Origin of the sequence: Micromonospora vinacea (genome assembly GCF_015751785.1) — a bacterium.
Classification (GTDB): Bacteria; Actinomycetota; Actinomycetes; order Mycobacteriales; family Micromonosporaceae; genus Micromonospora; species Micromonospora vinacea.
Genome location: NZ_JADOTY010000001.1, coordinates 6,173,738 through 6,194,393, shown reverse-complemented (window position 1 = coordinate 6,194,393; position 20,656 = coordinate 6,173,738). Strand labels below are relative to the sequence as shown.

Sequence of the window (20,656 nt, the reverse complement as noted above, 5' to 3'; positions counted from 1 at the left end):
AGCGATAACATGCCGTTCGTCAAGGCGTAACGTATGACGTCTGTCGATCCCGTGCGCTGCGGTCCGAGTGCCGCGCACCTTGAGATTGTCGAGCCGACAGTGCCATTGTGGTACGTCGATGAAGAGCCGCGCGCGGGGCTGACACCCGTCCACTGGGCAGCCGGGATCCAGATGTGATCTCCGGGGGACGGTGACACAAGCGATGGACCAACGAGAGTCATCCCTCCATGGGCTCGCCCGTCACCGCGTCGCACCCTGACCGGGCGGGCGACTCATCTGCGCGAAGGAACCCCCGCCCATGCGTACACCGAAGACCCGCGCAACACTCCTGGCGGGCCTGCTGCTCGCCGCGAGCGCGCTCGCGGGCGTCAACCCACCAACCGCCAGCGCGGCGGCCGACCCGGTCACCGTCACCGTCAACACCCGCGCGGGTCTGGCGACCGTGCCGGACACCGCCCTCGGCGTCAACCACGCCATCTGGGACTCGAACCTCGGCACCGCCGATACGTCGGACCTGCTCAGAGATGCCGGCGTGCAGATGATGCGCTACCCCGGCGGCTCGTACGCCGACATCTACCACTGGAAGGACCACACAGCGCCCGGCGGTTACGTCGCGCCGGGAACCGACTTCGACACCTTCATGGCGGCGGTCCGGCGCGTCGGCGCGCAACCGATGATCATTGCGAACTACGGCACCGGCACGCCCGCCGAGGCCGCCGACTGGGTGCGGTACGCCAACGTGACTAAGGGATACGACGCGCGCTACTGGACCGTCGGCAACGAGAACTACGGCAACGGCCACTACGGGTCCGCGTGGGAGGCGGACGACCACCCGGACAAGAGCGCGACACAGTACGCGAGGCTGGTCGTCGAGTACGCCGACGCGATGAAGGCTGTCGACCCGAGCATCAAGGTCGGGGCGGTGCTGACCATGCCGGGCAACTGGCCGGACGGGATCACCGCCGGCAGCGACCCAGGCCCGTGGAACCAGACGGTGCTCTCCATCGCCGGTCCGAAAATCGACTTCGTGGACGTGCACTGGTACCCGGGCGGCACCGCCGCCGAGTCGCTGGCCCGCGTCGACCACCTTCCCGACGCCACCTACCTGCTGCGGCAGCAACTCGCCCGGTACGCCGGCGCGGACGCCGACCGGATCGGTATCAGCTTCACCGAGCTGAACGTCGACGCTGGCCGGAACACCCAGCCGGCGGCGCTCTTCCTGGCCGACGTCTACAGCGGACTGCTGGAGAACGGTGTCTTCACCGCCCACTGGTGGAACGTGCACAACGGCATGGGCGCCGTGACGCAGGTGGCCGGCCAGACCGACTACGGCGACTTCGGGATGCTCTCCAGCGGCGCCTGCACCGAGGACGGCTCGGTGTGCCAACCGCCGCTGAACACACCGTTCGCGCCGTACCACGGTCTGAGCATGATGAAGCTCTTCGCGAAGACCGGCGACCAGTTCGTTCGCGCCGGCACCGACGAGCCCCTGGTCACCGCCCACGCGGTCCGCCGCAGCAACGGTGACCTCGCCGTGCTGCTGGTGAACAAGGACCCGGACAACGACCACCCGGTCACCATCGACTACGCCGGGTTCGCCCCGTCGGCCGGCGCGCCGACGGTCTCCACCCTCATCAACGGCGCCACCGGCATCGCCACCAGCCAGTCCGGCTCGGCGACCAGCCGGACGTTGCCGGCGTACTCGTTGACCACGCTGGTGCTGCGCCCGGCCGGCGCGACCGCCGGCCGGCCGACGGCACCGGGCCAGCCGACCGCGAGTGGCGTCACCGACCGCGCCGCGACGATCAGCTGGCCGGCGGCCACCCCCGGCGGCAGTCCGATCGCGAAGTACGAGGTGCACCGGCAGCACGGCGCGGTCAGCGAGCAGCTCGGCGAGACGACGACCACATCGTTCACTGTCGACAACCTCGTGCCGGGCAGCAGGTACACGGTCAACGTGCTGGCCCGCGACACCGCCGGACGGGTCTCCTGGGCCTCACCGCCGCTCACCTTCGCCACCGGCAGCCCCGCCGCCAGTACGTGCACCGTCCGCTTCACCAGCAACAACGACTGGGGCAACGGCTACATCGGCGGCGTCGAGATCATCAACAACGGGACCAGCCCCCTCAACGGCTGGACGCTCACCTGGACCTGGCCCACCGGCTGGCAGCAGGTGAGCAGCGGTTGGAGCGCCACCTGGGAGCAGGTCGGCACCGCGGTGCGGGTCACGCCCACCGCCGACAACCGGCAGATCGCCGCCGGCGGCACCGTGAGCGCCGGCTTCGTCGGCGCGTACGGCGGGCCGAACGTGCTGCCCACGGCATTCACGCTCAACGGCACCGTCTGCGCCACCGGCTGACCGATCGGCCAGGGGGCGTCGATGGTCACTGCGGCTCGGGTTGCCCCTGACGTACTCCCCGAAGTGTGTGATGCCTGTGGGTCATCAAGATGACTCACAGGCATCACGCTCATCCGGGAAGGGCCGTCCCCCCACAACAGCCGCCGCAGTCAGCGACCCTGGCGCATGGTGACCGTGCCCGAGCCGGTGTCGTCCGCCCACGGGTCCAGCACGAGGGTGTACGTGCCGCCCTTCGGCAGCGGACCCGTCTCGAACCGCCCCGTCCCGCCGATGACGCAGCCGCTTCCCACCGTGTCGCCGGCCGGGCCATTCAGGAGCAGAATCCCGCACCGGTCCGGCAGGCTGGCGGCGGTCACCTCGACGGTGATGCGACGACCGGCGTCGGCGGGGAACCGCAACCGGCTCACCGCACCGGGTCGGCTGACCGTCAGTGTGGCGGCCCGGCCGTCCGCCACCGTGTCGGCCTGCTCGTCGTGAGCGTCGCGCAGCCGCACGTCCGCCGCGCCGGTGTCGGTGGAGGTCCCGTCGACTTCCAGCACGTACCGGCCGCTGGCCGGTAGGACGAACCCGTCGACGTGGCCCTTGCCGCCGATCACGCAGCCGCTGGTCACCTGTTCGCCGGCCGGGTCCCGCAGGCGCAGCAGGTTGCACCGGTCCGGCACCGTGGCGTCGGTGACCTGGAGGAAGACCTTCTGGCCGGCGCGTCCGTCGAAGGACAGGCGGCTGATCGCGCCCGGTTGGGCGAGCGTCGCCCGGACCGCGGGCCCGTCCAGCGTGAGGGTCTTCTCCTCGTCGGTCACCGCAACGACCCGTACCGTCGCCCGACCGAGGTCGGCATCCCACGGGTCGAGTACCACCTCATGGTCGCCGGTGGCGGTCAACGTGGTCGTGTCGATGAAGCCGACACCGGAGATGACGCAGCCGGTAGCCAGCTGACGGCCCTGCGGGTCGAGCAGCAGCAACACGCCGCACCGATCCGGCACGGTGGCGGCGGGCACCTCCACGAAGATCTTCTGACCGGCCCGGCCCGGCACCTTCATCGCGGCCGTGGCGCCGGCCCGGGTCACCGCCAGGTCGACATCACCGGCAGCGGGCACGTCGCGCTGGGAGCGGGCGGCGTCCTCGGCGAACGCCACCTGCCCGGTGAGACCGACGTCGAGCACACAGTCGGCGAAGATCTGCGGATCGGTGACACCGGCTCGCCGGCAGACCAGTTCGGCGGTGGCCCGGTTGGGCAGGTCCCGGACGGTGAGCAGCCGGTCCGGGAAGCGCCGGTCGGTGAATGTGCCGGTGTTCTGCCCCGGCTCGTAGTCGAACAGCGACCGTTGCGCCTCGACGCGCCAACTGTCGGCGAAGCCGGGGTACAGCGCCTCGAACGTGGGCGGCTGCGGCACCCGCTTCCCGTTGCGCACGGTCAGGTCGTCGCCGGGGTCACCGTCGTGGTCGCCGAGCAGACCCTCCAGCGTTCCGGCCCGGGCGGTGGGCGCGCCGACGCTCACGCTCAGCCCCCACACGCCGATCGGCTGCGCGGTCAGCCGGGTGCCGTCCGGCCATTCCACCGTCACCGTGCCGTCTCCCCAGGTGGTGACGGTGCCGCCGCGCGGAAGCTTCACCCCGTCGGGCGCGGACACCGGGGCGGCGCCGTTCACCCGGACCGCCGGGCCGTCGGGTGTGACGTACACGCCGACTCGGTCACCGGCCACCCGAGCGGCGACGGCCGAGTTGACGGCCACCACCGAACTGGCCGGGAACATCGTCTGTCGTACCTGGACCTCGAAGTCATCGGCTGTCGAGCGGGTCAGCACGAACTCCCCGGCGGCCTGGAAGCCGTACCGCAGACCGTCGTAGGTGAGCAGGTGCGGGTCGCCGTTGCTGTTCGCGCACCGGTAACCCTTGCCGATAACCGAGATCGAACAACCACCACCGCCGGGCGGTCGGGGCCTGGGCTTGTCGCAGTCCTTGCCGTTCGACGGCAGCGGCAGCCCGCTGTACGTCGTGCGCAGCGGCACACCCACGGCCTTGCGGTACGCGTTCTCCGCCAGCACCGCGTGCACCTCGCCGGGATCCACCTTGCTGGCCAACTGGCCGCCCTGCGTACAGAACTGGCCCCGCTCGATGCCGTTGGCCAGGTCGAGGGCATGGTTCATCTCGTGGATGAGGGTGGCGCACTGATCCTCGGTGAAGCCCGCGCCCTCCTCCGGCAGCGCCCGCCCGTCGTTCTTCGGCACCCAGTTGATCTGCACGTCACTACCCGGGATGTACTTGGTGGTGCTGCTCTCCGAGTCGACGATGGGCTCACGGACCCGGATCCTCTTTCCGGAGCGTTCCAGTTCTTCGAGTACCTTGCCGTTGCCGGAGCTGCGAATCTGCCCGACGCAGCCCGCGTACTCCGTCTGGAGGCCAGGTTCAACGGTGACAACGGCGGACGCCGCCTGGGGGGCGAGGAGCACCAGCACTCCCGCAAGAACCAGACCCGTCCGGATCGCGCGCATCCCGGTCATCCGCCCTTCACCTCGAACGCGACAGTGCCCTGCTCGGCCGTCGCGGCGCAGGCATCCGCCGGCACACCCCGCAGCGGCGCTCGCAGATAGCCCAGCACCAGCCGGTACGCCCCCGGCTGGTCGACCGACCACCAGGTGACGGCGGCCCCACCCCGTCCGTCCGGCGCGGAGGTGGTCAACGCCGCGCCGACCGGGCTCTGCGGGTCGCTGCGCAGCGTCAGCTCCACCGACCCGCGCGGCGGCACCCGCACCAGGTTCTCGACCAGGTACGTGGTGAAGTCCCGGTAGTAGGCGGCCCCGCCGACCGCTGGTGCCACCGCCGTGCCGTCGCGGGTCAACGACAGGACCGTCACCGCCCCGTCCGGCACGCGGCTGAGCTGGCACTCGGCGTCGCGGTTGTTGACCAGCTTCAGTCGCAGGCTGATCTGTTCACCCACCCGATACGACTGTTGGCCGGCGCTGACGGTCAGGCCGACAGTCGCCGTGCCGCTGGACGGCGTCGGCGACGGACGCGACCGTCTGCACCCGGCCGTGGTGACCGTCAGCAGCAGGGCGAGACCGCCGGCCAGCACCGCCGTCCCTGCGCGGGATACGACCATGGGCCGTGAGCCTCCTCCGGGTGCCGACCGTCGGCACAGATCCCGGCCAGCCTGCGCCGCAGGGTGCAGGGAGCGCTGTCGTGATCCGGCCCGGTGGATGTCCGCTAGCCGACCCGAGGGGTGCCGAGCCGCCGGCCACCGAGGACTCGCAGGTCGCCTGCACCGGCTACAGCGGCGTCGCCCGCAAACCCTGGGCCGGCTTGGTCCGCTCGGGCCGAACCACCGATGCGGCCTGTTCCGCACAACGCCGATGTCGGCCCTGGCCAACGGCATTGTCCAGTTTGTCCCGAACGGACAATCCGGCTCGCCCGTCACCGCATGCGCCGGACGGATTCCGCCGTCGAGCCCCGCCTGATCGCCAGATCTTGGACAGTTTCCGTTAGGCGTAACTGTGCTGTCCCGAGTCATGTGTCAAGGGGGAGTCCCGATAGATGTGTCAGGTGTTGTTGATCAGGCTGCTCGGGTGAGGCTGATGTAGGTCCGGTCGGGGGTGAGGTGGAAGTGGCCGAGGGGTTGGCCGTCTTGGTGGTAGATGGTGATCCGGCTCTGGTCGCGGATGGCGGTGATGGTGGCGCCGGCGTGGGTGGTGCCGACGCTGGTGCGGTGTCCGGCGACGGTGATGGCGCCGGTGCTGCCCACGAGGCAGCGGTGCAGGGTGGCGTCGGTTTGCATCGGTAGGCTGGCCGGCCCGCCGAGGCTGGGCGCGTGTGTCCATGCCTGGGCGGGGGTGGCGCGTCGCGGCAGGGCGCTGTGGCGTCGTTGGGTGTTGTAGTAGCGGCGGTAGACGTCGAGGAGGTTCTGCAGTTCCGCGCGGGTTGCGGGGGCGGGGTGGGTGCTCAACCATTTTTTGAGGGTTTGGTGGTGGCGTTCGACCTTGCCGCAGGTCTGCGGATGGTAGGGGCTGGAGTTGATCGGCCGGACATTGTGGTCCAGGAGGCACTGGACGAACGTGGAGATCGATCCGGGCCGGGTCAATCGGCTGGTGAACGCGGTCCCGTTGTCGGACAACACGATCGCCGGGGTGCCGTACTCGTCGAATGCCTGCCTGATCGCGGTGACCGCGCCTTCGGCGGTCTCCGCGCTCGTTGCGTGACAGCCGACGAGGGTTCGGGTGCAGTCGTCCAGGACGTCGAAGACCGCGGCGAGGCTGCCGTCGGCGAGCCGGACGTTCGTGGCGTCAATTTGGTAGCAGTCGCGGGGCCGGGCGTAGACGAACCGCCGAAACGAGCTGCGCGGCCGTTTCGCCGGGTTCCGTTCGAGCAGGTCATGCCGGGCCAGGACCCGGTTGATCGTCGATCGCGACGGCACCCGCCACGGCGCACCGGTAGCGGCGTGCACCTCGATCAGCGCGTCGCGAATGAAGTCAGCCCCGTTATCCACGCCGAGTTCGACGCGCAGCTTGCAGATCCAGGCGTCCAACTCCGGTGGCGTCGTCCGCGGACTGCTACGCGGCCGCCGGGACCGCTCATGCCACTCGCCCTCATCCCTGATCCGTGCCTGATGCCGGTAAACGGTACGGACCGAAACCCCATGCTCACGCGCGAACTCGGCGGCGTTGATCCGCACCCAGCAGCCAACTGGGCATCGAGCAGATTCATGACACGCCGCCGAGAAGCCATACCCGGCACCATGGACCAGCACACCCAAGGCCCCTGCCAAGTGACACATGTATCGAGACTTCAACACTGACAGATGTCATGGGACTGAATAGTTAGGCCGTAACGGAAACTGTCCAAGATCTGCATGGGTTCGAGGGAAAACGCGGTCAGCTAGCGCGGTCAGTTGGCGCGCCGCGCGCCGACGGTGACACTCCGCAGATGAGGCCGCTACGCTCAGGCAGCGGCTCACCGGATCGGATCGAGCTGGCGAAGCGTTCCACGTCGGATAGCGGCGTGGGTAGCTGTGGGGGAGTACGAATGGCCGACTTGCCGCACCCGCTCGCCGCGTTCATCGTGGCCGAAATTCGCCGCGCCCGAGGGGCCTCCGGGATGACCCAGGATTCCTTCGGTCGGGGCGCTGGCTTCAGCGCCTCGCACGTCAGCGCGGTGGAGAGCGAGACGCGGGCGCTGACGATGGACTTCATCAAGGGCGCCGACCGGGCGTTCAAGAACGGCGGGCTGTTCGAGCGCATGGTGGGTAAGCTCGGCGCCCCGTCGTGGTTCCTGCCGTGGTTGGACGCGGAGCGCACGGCGACGCAGCTCAGGTGCTTCCAGCCGAGCCTCGTTCCGGGCCTGCTCCAGACGGAGAGCTACGGCCGCGCCGTCATCCGCTGCAACGACACGCTGAGCGACGACGAGGTCGAGAAGCGGCTCGCCCACCGGATGGACCGGCAGGAGACCCTCACGAAGGCGACTGCCCCTCACTTCGTCGCCGTCATCGCCGAGGCGGTGCTCCGCCGCGCCGGCGCGGACTTCCGCGACATCATGGCGGGGCAGATCAAGCAGTTGACCACCCTCGCCGAACGGCCGAACATCAGCATTCACCTGCTGCCGGACGAGGTCAGCATGCACGTCGGCCTGACCGGGCCGTTCAGCCTGGCCCGGCTGCCCGACCACAAGTGGGTGGCCGAGATGGAGAACCAACTCGGCGGCGTCGTCATCGACCGCGACGACGATGTGGATACCCTCGTGTCGAGGTGGGAGATGGTTCGCAGCGAGGCGCTACCCCGCCAGCAGTCGCTGGATCTGATGAAGGAAGTGGTGACGTCATGGACCTGACCGGCGCTACGTGGCGCAAGTCCACCCGCAGCGGCTCCGGCGGCGGCAACTGCGTCGAGGTCGCGGACAACCTGCCCGGCATCGTGGGCGTGCGGGACTCCAAGGACCCCGAAGGGCCGGCGCTGGTCTTCGGGCCGGTGGCCTGGCGGGCCTTCGTCGCCGAGGTCGCCCGGCGGCCATAACCCCAACCCCGAACGCGCAGAAGCGCCCGCCCCCAACTGAGGGGACGGGCGCTTTACCGTGCGGGAGTCGGTTAGCTCACCACCGACCGCAGCGGCACCTTCGCCTCGCGCAGCGCGCGTACCAGATCTCTTGCGAACGGGTGTTCGTCCACCTGGAGCCCTTGCGGGTTCGGGATCACGACGTACGCCGAGCCGTTCTTCTCGGACGCCTGCGCGTCGGTGGTGAAGCGTTCGACGATCGCCCGGGTGCGGGTTAGATCGCCGGCCGCCACCTGGATGGTGATCGGCCGCCACCCGCCGCCCAGGTCCGGCGTCACCGGCGCGGCGGCGGCGCTGGCGCGCGCCGCGTCAACGCCGGCCGGGCGCCGGGCGTCCGACGCGGCGGTCGCCGGGTAGAGCAACACGTTGGCGACCAGGTGCAGACCATTTTCGTTGTACGCGCGGAAGAGCGGATTGAACGCGAACAGCACCGCCCGACCGGCGCCGGTCGGCTCGTCGACGACGGCCGCAGTGCCCTTCAGTGTCTCTGCCCCGACGGTGTAACCGTTGGCCCAGAAGGTGTCACCCGTCGGGTAGGTGAGCACGTTCGTCCCGGTGGTGCTCGGGGTCAGGATCGGGTCGCTGTTGTTGAACTCGAAGTCCTCCGCCGGGCGACCCGACGCCACCGGGCTGTCCCGGTCGACGTCGACGCGCAGGTGCGAGCCGATCACCAGGTAGTCCGCCGGCTTGGTCTTCTCAGTGGTCGAGGTGAGCCCGGCGGCGCGGGCGACCCGGGTGCCCTCGTTGCGCAGCCCGAGGTAGGTGTGGCCCTGGCCGATCCAGTCGCGCAGGTTGGCCTGTCCGGCGGCGGTGAGACCGCCGGTGGCGCTGCTGCCGTCCGGCACCAGCAGCACGGTGCGCCCGGTGAACGCCTCGGTGTTGTCGTTGATGTCGGCAGTGGTGACCGGTGTGAGGTCGAGCCCCCACCGCTTGCCGAGCACGTAGCGGGCCTCGCCGTGCGAGCCGGAGGTGGTGGAGATGCCGGTGCCCTGGAACAGCCCCACGTCGGGCAGGTCGAGGCGGGTGCCGGACGGCCGGCCGCCCGGGGTGAGGGTGACCCCGAGGGATTCGGCCAACTGGTCGACCGTCCGGCTCAGCTTGGCGGCCGGGATGGCGACAGTGCTGGTCGTGAGGTCACGGACCAGGGGTACGCCACGGCCGAGCAGGTCGAAGGTGAGCTCCGCGGCGGCGGCCGAGTCGAGCGGGTACGTGTACGAGCCCCAGGGCCACGCCGCGCCGGTGCGACCGCCGGTGACCTTGCGGACCAGGTCGGCCCTCGGCCGGACGGTGTCTCCGGTGTAGATGGTGTTGATGCCCATCAGCAGCGGGTTGCTCCAGGACGACACGTCGTAGAAGTACGGGAACGGGACGTACGGGTCCTCGCCCATGACGGCCTGGATCCAGTGCTTCTGCGGCTGGTCCATCGGGATCCAGTACGCGCCCTTGGGCACTGTCACGTTGGTGGCGCTGCGCCCGCCGAAGACCCGCGCGGTGGGCACCCGGGTCGCCTTCTGCACCTCGTACACCTCGACGTCCATCCGCCGCAGCCGCTCGACGAGCTGGCGGACGTCGGCGAGCTGCCGGTCGGGCAGCAGGAAGTACGAGCGGATGGTGAGGTCCGGCACCGGGAACTGGACCTCGTTGGTGGGCTGCACCACCTCGTTCGGCTCCAGTGTGCCCGCCCGGCCCTGGGCGAGCGCGTCGGTCCAGATGTCGAAGTAACCGTCCAGCACTTCGCGCTTGTTCGCGGCGGCCCAGCCGAGCGTCGACCACTGCGTGTGGAACTGCTGCTGGACCCGGTCGGCCACCGCCGAGGCGCTGCCCTTCTCGTACGTCATGCCGGCCGCGCCGAAGCCGGTGGTCGGCACCGTGTCGCCGTAGCCCATGAAGAACATGTCGTACGTGTCGTAGTTGAAGTAGCACTCGGTGGTGACGGTGTCGTCGCAGGCCCCGTTGAAGCCGAAGCCGGCCTTGTTGGCCTCACCGATCCGGTTGATCCAGTCCACCGCCTCACCGGCGATCTCGTGGTGGATCGGGTCGGCGTTGGGCGGGAAGAAGTACTGCCGGCCGCCCATCTCGTGCGCGTCGATGAAGACCTGCGGCGGGTAGCGGCGCAGCAGTTCGAGCTTGCCGTCGGTCTCCTGCTGGGTGCGGGCGAACCAGTCCCGGTTCAAATCGAAGCCGAACTCGTTCTGCCGGCGGGTCGCGTCGCGGCCGTCCGGGTTCTGGGTGGGGACGATGATGGTGACCAGGTTGTCGTTGCGCTGGGCGACCGCGCAGGACAGGCCCGCCGCCAACTCGTACAGCGTCTTGAGCGCCGCGTCGGCGCCGCTCTTCTCGCCGCCGTGCACGTTCGCGGTGACCCAGACGATGGCCGGGCTGTCCTTCGCCGTCCGGGCGGCGGTTCGCGCGCTGGTCCGGCGCGGGTCGCGCAGGTCCCGGACGTCGTCGGCGATCTCGCGTAGCGCGGCGGGGCGCACGTGGCGCTCGTTGGACACCACCGCGTACGGCAACGGCTGGCCGAGCACACTGGTGGTCATCACGCCGGTGACGACCCGGTTCGAGGCGCGATCGACGGCCCCGAGGTAGGTTCGGACCTCGTCGTTGGTGACGACCCGCTCCTGCCCCGCGCCGAGCGGGAAGCCGAGCACGTTCTCCGGAGTGGGCACCGTGCTCAGCCGTGCGGTCGGGTCGTCGCTGCACCGGGTGGGCTGGGCGGCGCTCGCGGACGGCGTGCCGCCGAACAGGGGAACCATACCGAGCAGGAGCGTGATCGTGGCGGCACGTGCCAGCCGCCGGGCGGGGACCATCCGGAACGGACGCATCGATGGGGCCATGAGTCGTGTTTCCCCTCTTGGGAACAACCTCGCAGTGGCCGGAGCCTATGAACCGTCGATACGACGGTCAAGGGTTGATCGATATTGCCGACTACTCGGCGTGCCGGTCCCGACGCGGACTGGCAGGATGGTGGCGTGGGCTTGTCGTCGTCTGGGAGGGGGAGACGTGCCGGAGATGATCACGCTTTCGGTCCATCCGGATCTTCCGTCCGCCGATGCGCGGCGTTCGCTGGCATCCTGGCTTCGCGCTGAGGATCGGTTGCGGGAGGGAGTGACCACGACCTCCCCGGAGGGGACGTCGGCCGACCGCGCTGACGTACTGCGGGTGGCCGCCAGCGACGCGGGCACCGCCATGGTGCTGGTGCAGGCGATCGCCGGCTGGCTGACGCACCGCCGCGACGATGTGACGGTGAAGCTCACCCGGCCCGACGGGTGGTCGGCCGAGGTGGACGTGCACCGGGCTCGGGACATGGACCAGGTGACAGCGCTCATCGAGGCTGCCGTGGGTGCTCTGGCCGATCACCAACCGTCTGTCGAGACCAACGACCGCTGAGCCGCCCCGACCCGACCGGGTCGACCGCGTTGACCGATATCGATCGCCGCACGGATAGCCCGTAGCGCGCTCCGAAGTGGATCGATGTCGGGTTCTCGACCCAGCGCTACCGCCCGAATCTCCTTGCCCGGACAGTGCACTGCGCCGGAGGAGGTGGGGAAGTTGGGGCAGCCGACGGGTGAGACCGTCATGATCCGGGACTGGTTCAGTGTGCCGCGGGTGTCCGCCGAGAACCGGGCGGCGGTCTACGGCGTACGTACCCAGGATCCGCGGGTGGAGTTCGTCGCGCTGACCGTACGGTACTGGATGGACGCGCACGCCACCCGCTCGATGACCCGCGACCGGGTGTTGCAGGCGATGACCGGTCGGATCTCAGCCGACAACGTCTGGGACCTGGTCGCGATGCTGGCGAGGCTTGGGCTGGCCGAGGCGTTCTTCGACCTGGCGGCCTCCGACGTCGACACGGATGGCGCGTTCCGACGCTTCCTGCTCGGCCTCGACCCCGCGCTGCTCGACGCGATGCGCCACTACGCGGCCTGGAACGGCATCAATCCGAAGCTGTTCCTCGACGGCTTCCTGGTGGGCGTCGGGGAGTCGTTCGCGACGGTGGTGGTCGACCTCGGCAAACTCGTGCAACTGGTCGGTCGCCTCCAGCAGGAGCAGCTGACCACCCTGATCGTGCTCACCGTGGACCCCCGGGCAGGTCTGCAACGTCTCGCCGAGCAGGCCACCGTCGTCCGCGAGGCGCTGGCCGGCGTCCTGGCCGCGCTGGACCCGAGCACCGTGCCCGAGCGGCTGCTGACGCTCTGGCGCGGCTGGGTGGCGGAATTCGGGCGGCACCTGGAGGAACTCGACCCGTTCGCCGCCGGCCGGCTGCTCGGCCGGATCGCCGGCGACCTTTTCCAGCTGCTGACCGGCCTGGTCCAACTGGTCCGGCTACTCGGCGGGGTGGCGGTGCGCGCCGCGATCCGATACGTGCCGCTGCTGATCGTGGGTGCCCGGGAGGCCGCCGCCGAGCTTCGTCTCCTGACCACCCAGATCGCCGCGCTGCTCGTCGCGATCGGCCGGGCGGCACTGCTGGCCACGCCGCAGGTAGGCCTGGCCGTGCTGCGTACCCTGTTCCCCCCGAAGGTGCTCGAAGCGTTGTACCGGCGGGGCCGGGTGCTGCTGGTCGACGCCGAGCTGACCCTGACCGTGTTCAACCAGGCTGCGCACGCCGAGGCGTTCGCTGGGGCGGGTGCGGGAGCCCAGCTCAGCGCGCTGATCAGCGCCGACGGCAAGCCGGTCCTGATGGCGTGCATGTCGGAAACGGTGCCGTCGGCCGGTCGCTCGGCCAGCCGAGCGGAGCTGAGCCAGGCGCTCGACGAGATCATCAAGCGGGTCGAGGACCTGCGGGAGCTCAAGCCGCCCAAGACCCCCCGTGACATCCGGGCCGCCGCAGTGCGGGCCGCCATCGCCCGCCAGCTCGAGCAGCGCCTGACCACCGTGTTCAACCGGGCGTTGCAGACCGCCGCGTACGAGGAGTTCCGCGCGCTGCGCAAGGCCGGGCAGGCGCAACCCTGGCGGCTCGGCCAACAGGTACACCGGCGGATGGCGGCCGAGACCGCTCAGTTGGTCGCTCGCTCACCGGGGTTGCAGGCGTTTGCGGAGAAGTCGCTCGCCACTGTCGTCGAGGCGGTCCGCGCGGCCAACCCGGAGCTGGCTGCGGCCCTGCGCGGCTCCGACGCGGTGCTCCGGCAGACGGTCGCCCAACTGCTGCTCAGCCACCCGGACCGGGACCTGCTGCTGCGCCTCGTCGGGTTCACCCGGAGCCCGTCCGCGGCCGGCGCGGAGAAGGCGTTGGCCTCCCACCTCGCCGAGCGGTTCGGGTGGAAGGCGTCAACGACCGTTGGTGAGCTCCGCAGCGACCTGCTGTTGGTCGACTCGGAGGCGGCCCGGGTGACCAACGTGGACTGGACCGCGTCGACGAAACTGGAGCGCTTCGAGAAGACGTGGGGCACTGTCGCCGACGACCTCGGCGAGGCGTTCGACGGTCGCTGGGAGGCGATCGCGGACGCGTACCAGCGGGCCAGGAAGGGCGGGGTGCCGGCTGAGGTCGTCGCCGGCCTGGAGGAGCTGACGGCGCACGCCGTGCGGGAGACGGTCGTCCGGCAGGCCGCCCTCAGCCAGTTGTTTCCCGGGTTCTTCGTCACCTCGCACGAGATGACCTACCAGGGCCTGCAAACCCTGTTCAAACTGCCACTTTAGAGGAGCACCGATGGGTGAAGTCGTCGTCGCCGACGCGGACCTGGCGACGCTGGGGTTCAGCACCGCGCACTCCGACCGCTACGTCTACTCCAACTACTTCGTGCCGGTCCAGCTCACCTTCGACGACGGGGAGACGCCCCTGCTGCCGTTCTACGTCAAGCAGGCGCTGATCGAGGCAATGCGGTACGGCGGGCTCTCCCATGACCGGCTGCCGCACCTGCTCAAGGAACTCGGCCTGTCGGGGCTGTGGAAGGCCAACGACATGGACGCCGCCGAGGCGGCGCTGCCGGGGCAGGACTCGGGCATGACCAACCGCGAGCCGCCGGCCCGGCGCCAGAGCCTCCTCGGTGACCAGGAGGCGGAGTTCGTCGCCGGCCTGCTCCAGTCCGACGTGGGCATCGCGTTCCTCGACCGGACCCGGATCCGGCCGGTGGGCTTCGCGCTCGGCGAGCACGTCTACGCGCTGGCGCTCGCGCCCGGCGAGGAGGCGGTGCTGGAGCAGCGCACCTACACCAAGCGTGAGTTGACCCTGGAGGAGCAGGACGAAACGGAGAAGCAGACCGACGTCGAGCTCACCAGCGCGCTCACCACGGAACTGCAGGAGGGCTTCGAGCGGCAGAAGTCGCTCACCGACACCTGGGGGCTCAACGCCAGCCACACTGGCCAGTACACCAGCCCGACCGGCATCTGGGGCACCTTCAACGCCAGCCACACGATCGGCTACACGCGCAGCGTGACGGCGGCCAGCCAGGAGACCAGCCGCCGTGCGGTCAAGGACAGCCAGACTGCCACCTCCAAGGTCGCCGCCCGCTACCGCACGCAGCACAAGACCGACTTCAAGCTGGTGAGCGAGACCGGCATGGAGTCGACCTCGAAGCGGACCGTACGCAACCCCAACCGGGCAACGCCGATCACACTGCACTACTTCAAGGTGCTGCAACGGCTGGAGTTGGCCCACGAACGGTACGGCGCCCGGGTGTGCTGGGCGCCGACGGTGAAGGACCCGGCGCTGGCGTTCGCCAAGAAGATCACCGACGGGCGCCAGCGGATCAGAGACAACGCTCTCGCCGCGCTGCCTGCCATGCCGGTCAAGCCGGTGCCCCCGGCGCCCGGCGTGCCGGCCGCCGTGGAGACCCGCACCATCTACTCCCCGGTGGTCACCCTCGACAAGTGGGGCTTCACCGGCGACATGAGCGCCGATTACGACATCGACGTCGTCTTCGACAGCGGTTGGGAGTGGGACGGCGACATCGAGACCATTCGGCAGAGCCTCACCCTGTTCACCCGCCGGCCGCCGTCGGGCATCGCGGCCCGGGTGGTCGGCGTTCCGGTGGTCACCGACGCCAACGGTCAGCCGGCACTGCGGGTACGCATCCACGTCGGCGCGGCCAGCTGGCTCGCCGGGCCCGGCGCCGACGTGCAGCTCGCCGCCGCGTTCCGGCGTACCCCGACGCTGGTCGCCGAGAACGCCGACGACGCCGCCTACAACGCGCTGGTAGCGGGCTATCTGACGGACCTGCAGGATTGGCAGGACACGCGCGGCGCGGCGCTGGCGGCGGCCGAGGAGGCCGGGGACGAGTTCGAGGCGCGGCTGCGCGGCGGGTACTCACCGGTCAACGAGATGGTCTCGCAGATCGTCGAGGCGCACTTCCCGGCCAGTGTGCGGGACGAGGCGTGGGAGATCGACTTCTGGCACCGGGTCTTCGACTGGGAGCGCGCCTCGTTCGTGTCGTACCCCGGCTGGTGGTCAGCCGGTGACGCCCGCGCCCCCGAGCGCGACCCGAGTGACTTCCTCAACGCCAGCTGGGCAAAGCTCTACCTCCCGGTGCGGGCCGGTATGGAGCTGGCGGCGCTGCGGTGGATCTTCGGCAAGGCCGTGGCGACCCGGCTCGCGCCGATGGTGGAGCAGCAACTGGCCGCGTTCGTCGACGAACTGGGCGCGTTCCGCACCAGCCACCTCGGCAGTGGCGACGAGATGCCGGACCTGACCAGTGAGTGCCAGGAGGTGCCGGAGCGGGTCTACTGCCTGGCCAAGTGGGCTGAGCTGATGCCCACCGACGGCACTCACCTGGAGGTCGTGCAGGGCGCGACGACCGCGGCCGACGCGGTGACCAGCAAGGAGATCACGGACGCGGAGGCTCTGCGGGCGGCGCTGCTCGACGGCGAGCTGCAGACCAACCGGCTCAAGACCAGGGCGTACGACCAGATGACCGGGGCCGCCGACGTCGACATCCACCTCGGCACGTCGGGTAACAGCAGCCCGACGGCGTGACACAGCGGCGGTTCCCCCTCCGCGGGGCACACGCCTCCTGACGGGTCGCGGCACCGTCCCGCCGGCCCGCCGCCAGCCGAGGAGTCGGCCGGCGACGGGCCGGGTGGATCGGGTACGGCTACCAGGTGGTCAGGCCGAGGCCGATCGTCTTGGTCAGCGTGGCGTTGTCGTCGTCGCCGTCGAGCGACCAGATCATGGCGCCGGCCAGGCCGGCCCGTCGGATGTAGAGCGTCTTCTGCAACACGACCGCCGGGTCGTCGTACGTCCACAACGTCGTACCGTCGAACAGCCAGGCGTGCCCGGCGCGCAGGTCGCGGTGCACCGTGTAGCCGTTGCCGGCCAGCGTCTTGAGCTTCTTGTAGTCCTCGTACCCGGCCTCGAAGGTGGCCGGCGCGGGCCCGGTGGCCGGTTGGAACAGGCCGTTGCCGCCGCCGGTGATGCCGGTCCAGCCGCGACCGTAGTAGGGGATGCCGAGCACGAGCTTGTCGCGCGGCGCGCCACGGGCGATCCACCCGTCGATGGCCACCTCGACGGAGAAGTCCGGGTTGTCCGGGGCGCCCGTCGGGACGCGAAGCGCCGACTGCTGGTTGGCCCGCGCGTCCCAGCCGCCGTGGAAGTCGTACCCCTGCACTGTGGCGAAGTCCAGGTACTTGAAGATCTTGCGACCCTCGTAGCCGGCGTCCATGGTGGCCGGGCTGGCCGGCAGGAACGCGGTCAGCGGGTGGTGCGCGCGGGTCGTGCGCCCGTACGCGTCGAGCTGCCGGCGGAACTCGGCGAGCAGCTTGGTGAAGTTCTCCCGGTCCTCCGGGCGGATGACGTTGCCGGGCTCACCCTCCCAGTTGGGCCACTCCCAGTCGAGGTCGATGCCGTCGAAGACGCCGGCCCCGGCGCCCGGGCCGCCCGCGGCGCCGTCGCCGCCGGGCAGGTTGCCCTTGAGGTAGAGGTCGATGCAGGACGTGACGAACGCCTTGCGGGAGGCGTCGGTGCGGGCCGCGTTCGAGAAGTACGTCGACCAGCTCCAGCCGCCCAGCGAGATCAGCACCTTCAGTTCGGGGTGCTTGGCCTTGAGCTTGGCGAGCTGGCCGAAGTTGCCGTTGAGCGCCTGGCCCGGGGCGTCCGCGACGCCGTCGACGCTCTCCTCGGCCGGGACGGGGCGCTGGTAGTCGGCCCAGGCGTCGCCCTCACCCGGCCCACCGTCCACGTAGCAGCGGCCGTCCTCGCTGACGTTGCCGAAGGCGTAGTTGAGGTGGGTGAGGCGGCTCGCCGCCCCGGAGGTGTCGAGTTTCTTGACCGGGAAGGCCCGCCCGTAGATGCCCCACTGGGTGAAGTAGCCGACCCGGTGGTAACCGGTGCGGCGCTGGTGGTTGTCGCCGGCGCTGGCGGCGGTGGGCGGAGCGGCGGTGACCAGCACTGTCGCCAGGGCGACGACGGCGGTGAGACGGCGGTGGCGGAATGGTCGCATCGGCACACTCCCACGAGACATCAAGCAGAATTAGTAAAGAGAGTTATCTGATTGATGAAGTTAAGCCGATCACCGTCCGGGGTCAAGAGCCGTCCAGCCACATGGGGGATTGTGGCGGCGTTACCGGGTGGTAACGATGTTGTGCCATGGACTCCGCCGTGACTCTGATCGGACTACCCGTCGCCCTCGGCATCATCATGCTCGGTCTCGGTCTCGGACTGACCACCGCGGATTTCCGCCGGGTGGCCCACCATCCACGAGCCGCCGTCATCGCACTGGTCTGCCAGGTGCTGGTGCTGCCGGCGCTCTGCTTCTGCCTCGTCCTCGCGTTCGACCTCGCACCCGAGCTGGCCGTCGGCATGATGCTGCTGGCCGCGTCACCGGGCGGCACCACCGCCAACCTCTACAGCCATCTGTTCGGCGGGCACGTGGCCCTGAACATCACCCTGACCGCCATCAACTCGGTGCTCGCCGTGTTCACCCTGCCGATCCTGGTCAACCTGTCGGCGGCGTACTTCCTGCCTGACGGGAGGAGCATCGGCCTCCAGTTCGACAAGGTGCTCCAGGTCTTCGCCATCGTGCTCGTCCCGGTCGCGATCGGCATGCTCATCCGTGCACGGATGCCGCAGGTGGCCGAGCGGCTGAACCGCCCGGTCCGGATCCTCTCCGTCGTCGTCCTCGTCGCGGTGATCGCCGGCGCGGTGCTCGGCGAGCGGGAGAACATCGCCGACTACTTCGTCTCGGTCGGCCTGGCAGTGCTCGCCTTCAACCTGCTCAGCCTCGCCATCGGGTACGGGGTGCCGCGCCTCGCCGGTGTGGACCGGAGCGCCGCGACGGCCGCCGGGTTCGAGATCGGCATCCACAACAGCACCCTGGCCATCACGATCGCGCTCAGCCCGGCGCTGCTCGACAGCACCCAGATGGCCATCCCCGGCGCCGTCTACGGCATCGTCATGTTCTTCACCGCGGCAGCCTTCGGCTACCTGGTGACCCGCGTCGGCACCCGGTCCGCCACCGCACTGACGCCCTGACGGCTGACGCCCTGGCGCCCTGACGGCTGTCGTCGAGGGCGCCAGGGCGGGCGGCAACGGTCAACCGATCTGGTCGTTGTCCTTCTGCGCGCCCCAACCGTGCCAGCGGTCGACCTCGATCAGGGCACTGACCCGGGCGCGGTCCCGGCGTGGGTACGCGTTGCCCGTGTAGTGCTCCGACAACCGGTCGATGTCCGCGAGGTTCTCGTCGGGGCGCAACTCGGCGACGTGCCCGATGATGCTGACGTGGGTGTACCAGCCCGCCTCGTCGAGCACGGTGAGGGCCACCCGGGGGTCGTTGCGGACGTGCTCCAGCCGGCGGCGGCTCTCGTCCATGTTGACCAGGATCCGGCCGTCCTCCCACAGGTACCAGGTGGCGGCGGACACCGGCTGGCCACCGTTGCGAAGGGTGGTCATGACGGCGGGGTTCGGCTTCTGGAGCATGGCGACCGCGGCCTCGGGAAGCGGTGGCTTGGACATGAAGTCTCCTCGTCGCGACAACGTTTACCCCTGCACGTTACGCACCCTCTGGCCCCGATCATGGTGCTACAGGTACATCGCGCGATCAGCCGAGCCAGCGGCCGTCACGCATGAGGACGCGTCCCTCCAGCTCGTTCGCCTCCCGCCAGGCCTGGATGCGCTGCGGTCGGATCAGAAAGTACTGATAGGGCTCGTCGAGGCCGTTCCTCCAGTCACTTCGCGGTCGCCAGCGATGAGGCTTCCCAGGCGAACCCGTCCGGGTCGGTGAAATGCCCGCCGTCGCCGCCGATCGTGAGTCGATGCGACCCGGTGCCGCCGGGAGCGACGCCGACGTCCTTGGCGAGGGCACGACGTCGGTAAAGCGCCAGCTTCACGGGGCTGGACCCGGCAACGAACTCGACGTACATGCGGCCGAAGCTCTTTGCCACCGCAAGGCCGCGCTCGACGTAGAACCGCTTGCTCGCAGCCACGTCCGCGACTCCGAGCAGGAGCACCATCTCGTCGATCTGCCGGGTAGCCGGGCCGCTGTCCTTCTTCGCCGAGGTCGCGATCTTCCAGATCGTCCCGTCCGGGGCTTGGACGACACCGCCGTAGCCCCAGAGCGACTTCGCGGCAGGCTTCAGCGACGTGGCACCGGCGTCCAGGGCGGTGCCGATGAGGCTGTTGACGGTGGCCGGCTGGGACACCGTGAGCGCCAGCGTGAACCCACGGAAGCCGCTCGTCGGTGCCTCCGAGGCCCGCAGGCGAATCTGCCTGTCCAGACCGAAGGCGGCGGTGTAGAAGCGCTGGGTGACCGCGGGGTCGGCCACGTCGAGGGTGACGGATGCGATGGATGTCATGGCGATCACGCTATTTGCGGCCGGGCGACCGGCGCTTCTTGATTCGTGACCGGTCTCGTCAGCTGTCCCGAACGGTGCACATCGAGGACCGGACGGCTCAGCGAAGCTCCTGGATGCGGACCAGGTTGCCGGCGGGATCGCGGAAGGCGCAGTCGCGGATGCCGTACGGCTGCTCGGTCGGCTCCTGGACGACCTCGGCGTCGCCGGCCTGCACCTTCTCAAAGGTGGTGTCGAGGTCCCGCGTGGCCAGCAGGATCCAGCCGTAGGTGCCCTTGGCCATCATCTCGGTGATGGTGCGGCGCTCGTCCTCGGTGGCCCCGGGGTCCGCGGCCGGCGGCGCCAGGAGGATGGACGTGCCGGGCTGGTCGGCGGGGCCAACCGTGATCCAACGCATCGTGCCCTGACCGACGTCGCTACGGACCTCGAAGCCGAGGGCGTCGCGGTAGAAGGCCAGCGAGGCGTCCGGGTCGGTGTGCGGCAGGGAGCACGTGTGAATAGTGATGTCCATGTCGATCATGCTAGGGGTAACGCCGTACCC

15 protein-coding genes are annotated in these 20,656 nt (G+C 69.9%); 7 read left to right on the top strand and 8 right to left on the bottom strand.

Annotated elements, in window-relative coordinates; all coding sequences use genetic code 11:
• The first annotated feature begins 298 nt into the window (after positions 1-298).
• A complete protein-coding gene (locus IW249_RS28970; RefSeq protein WP_196923671.1) occupies positions 299-2,359 on the top strand; it encodes a cellulose binding domain-containing protein in 2,061 nt (686 codons plus the stop codon).
• A gap of 149 nt (positions 2,360-2,508) precedes the next feature.
• On the opposite strand, the gene IW249_RS28965 is transcribed toward IW249_RS28970, so the two are convergent.
• From IW249_RS28965 to IW249_RS28955, 3 genes are all read right to left on the bottom strand, one after another.
• On the bottom strand, positions 2,509-4,860 hold the full coding sequence (locus IW249_RS28965; protein WP_196923670.1) for a VWD domain-containing protein: 2,352 nt from the start codon (positions 4,858-4,860) through the stop codon (positions 2,509-2,511).
• Positions 4,857-5,459: a hypothetical protein gene (locus IW249_RS28960; RefSeq protein ID WP_196923669.1), complete on the bottom strand. Its 603-nt coding sequence runs from the start codon at positions 5,457-5,459 to the stop codon at positions 4,857-4,859. Before IW249_RS28960 ends, IW249_RS28965 begins: the two co-directional genes overlap by 4 nt.
• A 450-nt stretch (positions 5,460-5,909) precedes the next feature.
• Positions 5,910-6,839, bottom strand: coding sequence for a DDE-type integrase/transposase/recombinase (locus tag IW249_RS28955; RefSeq protein ID WP_307788742.1), 930 nt, complete (start codon positions 6,837-6,839; stop codon positions 5,910-5,912).
• A 536-nt stretch (positions 6,840-7,375) separates the two neighbouring features.
• Here IW249_RS28955 and IW249_RS28950 point away from each other — a divergent pair.
• Together IW249_RS28950 and IW249_RS28945 are read left to right on the top strand one after the other, a co-directional pair.
• The gene (locus tag IW249_RS28950; protein WP_196923667.1) at positions 7,376-8,176 is read left to right on the top strand and encodes a helix-turn-helix domain-containing protein; all 801 of its coding nucleotides are present in this window, start codon (positions 7,376-7,378) and stop codon (positions 8,174-8,176) included.
• Complete coding sequence (locus IW249_RS28945; protein ID WP_196923666.1) at positions 8,167-8,358, top strand: DUF397 domain-containing protein; 192 nt, start codon at positions 8,167-8,169, stop codon at positions 8,356-8,358. Before IW249_RS28950 ends, IW249_RS28945 begins: the two co-directional genes overlap by 10 nt.
• A gap of 71 nt (positions 8,359-8,429) precedes the next feature.
• Here the strand turns inward: IW249_RS28945 and IW249_RS28940 are convergent, their stop codons facing one another.
• Complete coding sequence (locus IW249_RS28940) at positions 8,430-11,222, bottom strand: M14 family zinc carboxypeptidase (RefSeq protein WP_231392691.1); 2,793 nt, start codon at positions 11,220-11,222, stop codon at positions 8,430-8,432.
• A 10-nt stretch (positions 11,223-11,232) separates the two neighbouring features.
• On the opposite strand from IW249_RS28940, the gene IW249_RS28935 reads away from it, so the two are divergent.
• The 3 genes from IW249_RS28935 (at position 11,233) to IW249_RS28925 (ending at position 16,306) form a co-directional block, all read left to right on the top strand.
• Positions 11,233-11,787: an effector-associated constant component EACC1 gene (locus IW249_RS28935; RefSeq protein WP_307788741.1), complete on the top strand. Its 555-nt coding sequence runs from the start codon at positions 11,233-11,235 to the stop codon at positions 11,785-11,787.
• A 153-nt stretch (positions 11,788-11,940) separates the two neighbouring features.
• Entirely contained in the window at positions 11,941-14,034 is a 2,094-nt protein-coding gene (locus IW249_RS28930) for a hypothetical protein (RefSeq protein WP_196923663.1), read from the top strand.
• A 10-nt stretch (positions 14,035-14,044) separates the two neighbouring features.
• Positions 14,045-16,306, top strand: coding sequence for a hypothetical protein (locus IW249_RS28925; RefSeq protein WP_196923662.1), 2,262 nt, complete (start codon positions 14,045-14,047; stop codon positions 16,304-16,306).
• Positions 16,307-16,424: 118 nt separating this feature from the next.
• On the opposite strand, the gene IW249_RS28920 is transcribed toward IW249_RS28925, so the two are convergent.
• Positions 16,425-17,768 (bottom strand): glycoside hydrolase family 18 protein, encoded by a 1,344-nt coding sequence (locus IW249_RS28920; protein ID WP_196923661.1) that lies wholly within the window; start codon positions 17,766-17,768, stop codon positions 16,425-16,427.
• A 146-nt stretch (positions 17,769-17,914) separates the two neighbouring features.
• Between IW249_RS28920 and IW249_RS28915 the strand changes: the two genes are divergently transcribed.
• Positions 17,915-18,799: a bile acid:sodium symporter family protein gene (locus IW249_RS28915; protein WP_196923660.1), complete on the top strand. Its 885-nt coding sequence runs from the start codon at positions 17,915-17,917 to the stop codon at positions 18,797-18,799.
• 60 nt (positions 18,800-18,859) lie between these two features.
• On the opposite strand, the gene IW249_RS28910 is transcribed toward IW249_RS28915, so the two are convergent.
• From IW249_RS28910 to IW249_RS28900, 3 genes are all read right to left on the bottom strand, one after another.
• Entirely contained in the window at positions 18,860-19,279 is a 420-nt protein-coding gene (locus IW249_RS28910; RefSeq protein ID WP_196923659.1) for a PPOX class F420-dependent oxidoreductase, read from the bottom strand.
• 212 nt (positions 19,280-19,491) lie between these two features.
• Positions 19,492-20,118 (bottom strand): VOC family protein, encoded by a 627-nt coding sequence (locus IW249_RS28905; RefSeq protein WP_196923658.1) that lies wholly within the window; start codon positions 20,116-20,118, stop codon positions 19,492-19,494.
• 97 nt (positions 20,119-20,215) lie between these two features.
• Positions 20,216-20,626, bottom strand: a complete 411-nt coding sequence (locus IW249_RS28900) for a VOC family protein (RefSeq protein ID WP_091399534.1) — start codon at positions 20,624-20,626, stop codon at positions 20,216-20,218.
• Between the last annotated feature and the right edge of the window lie 30 nt (positions 20,627-20,656).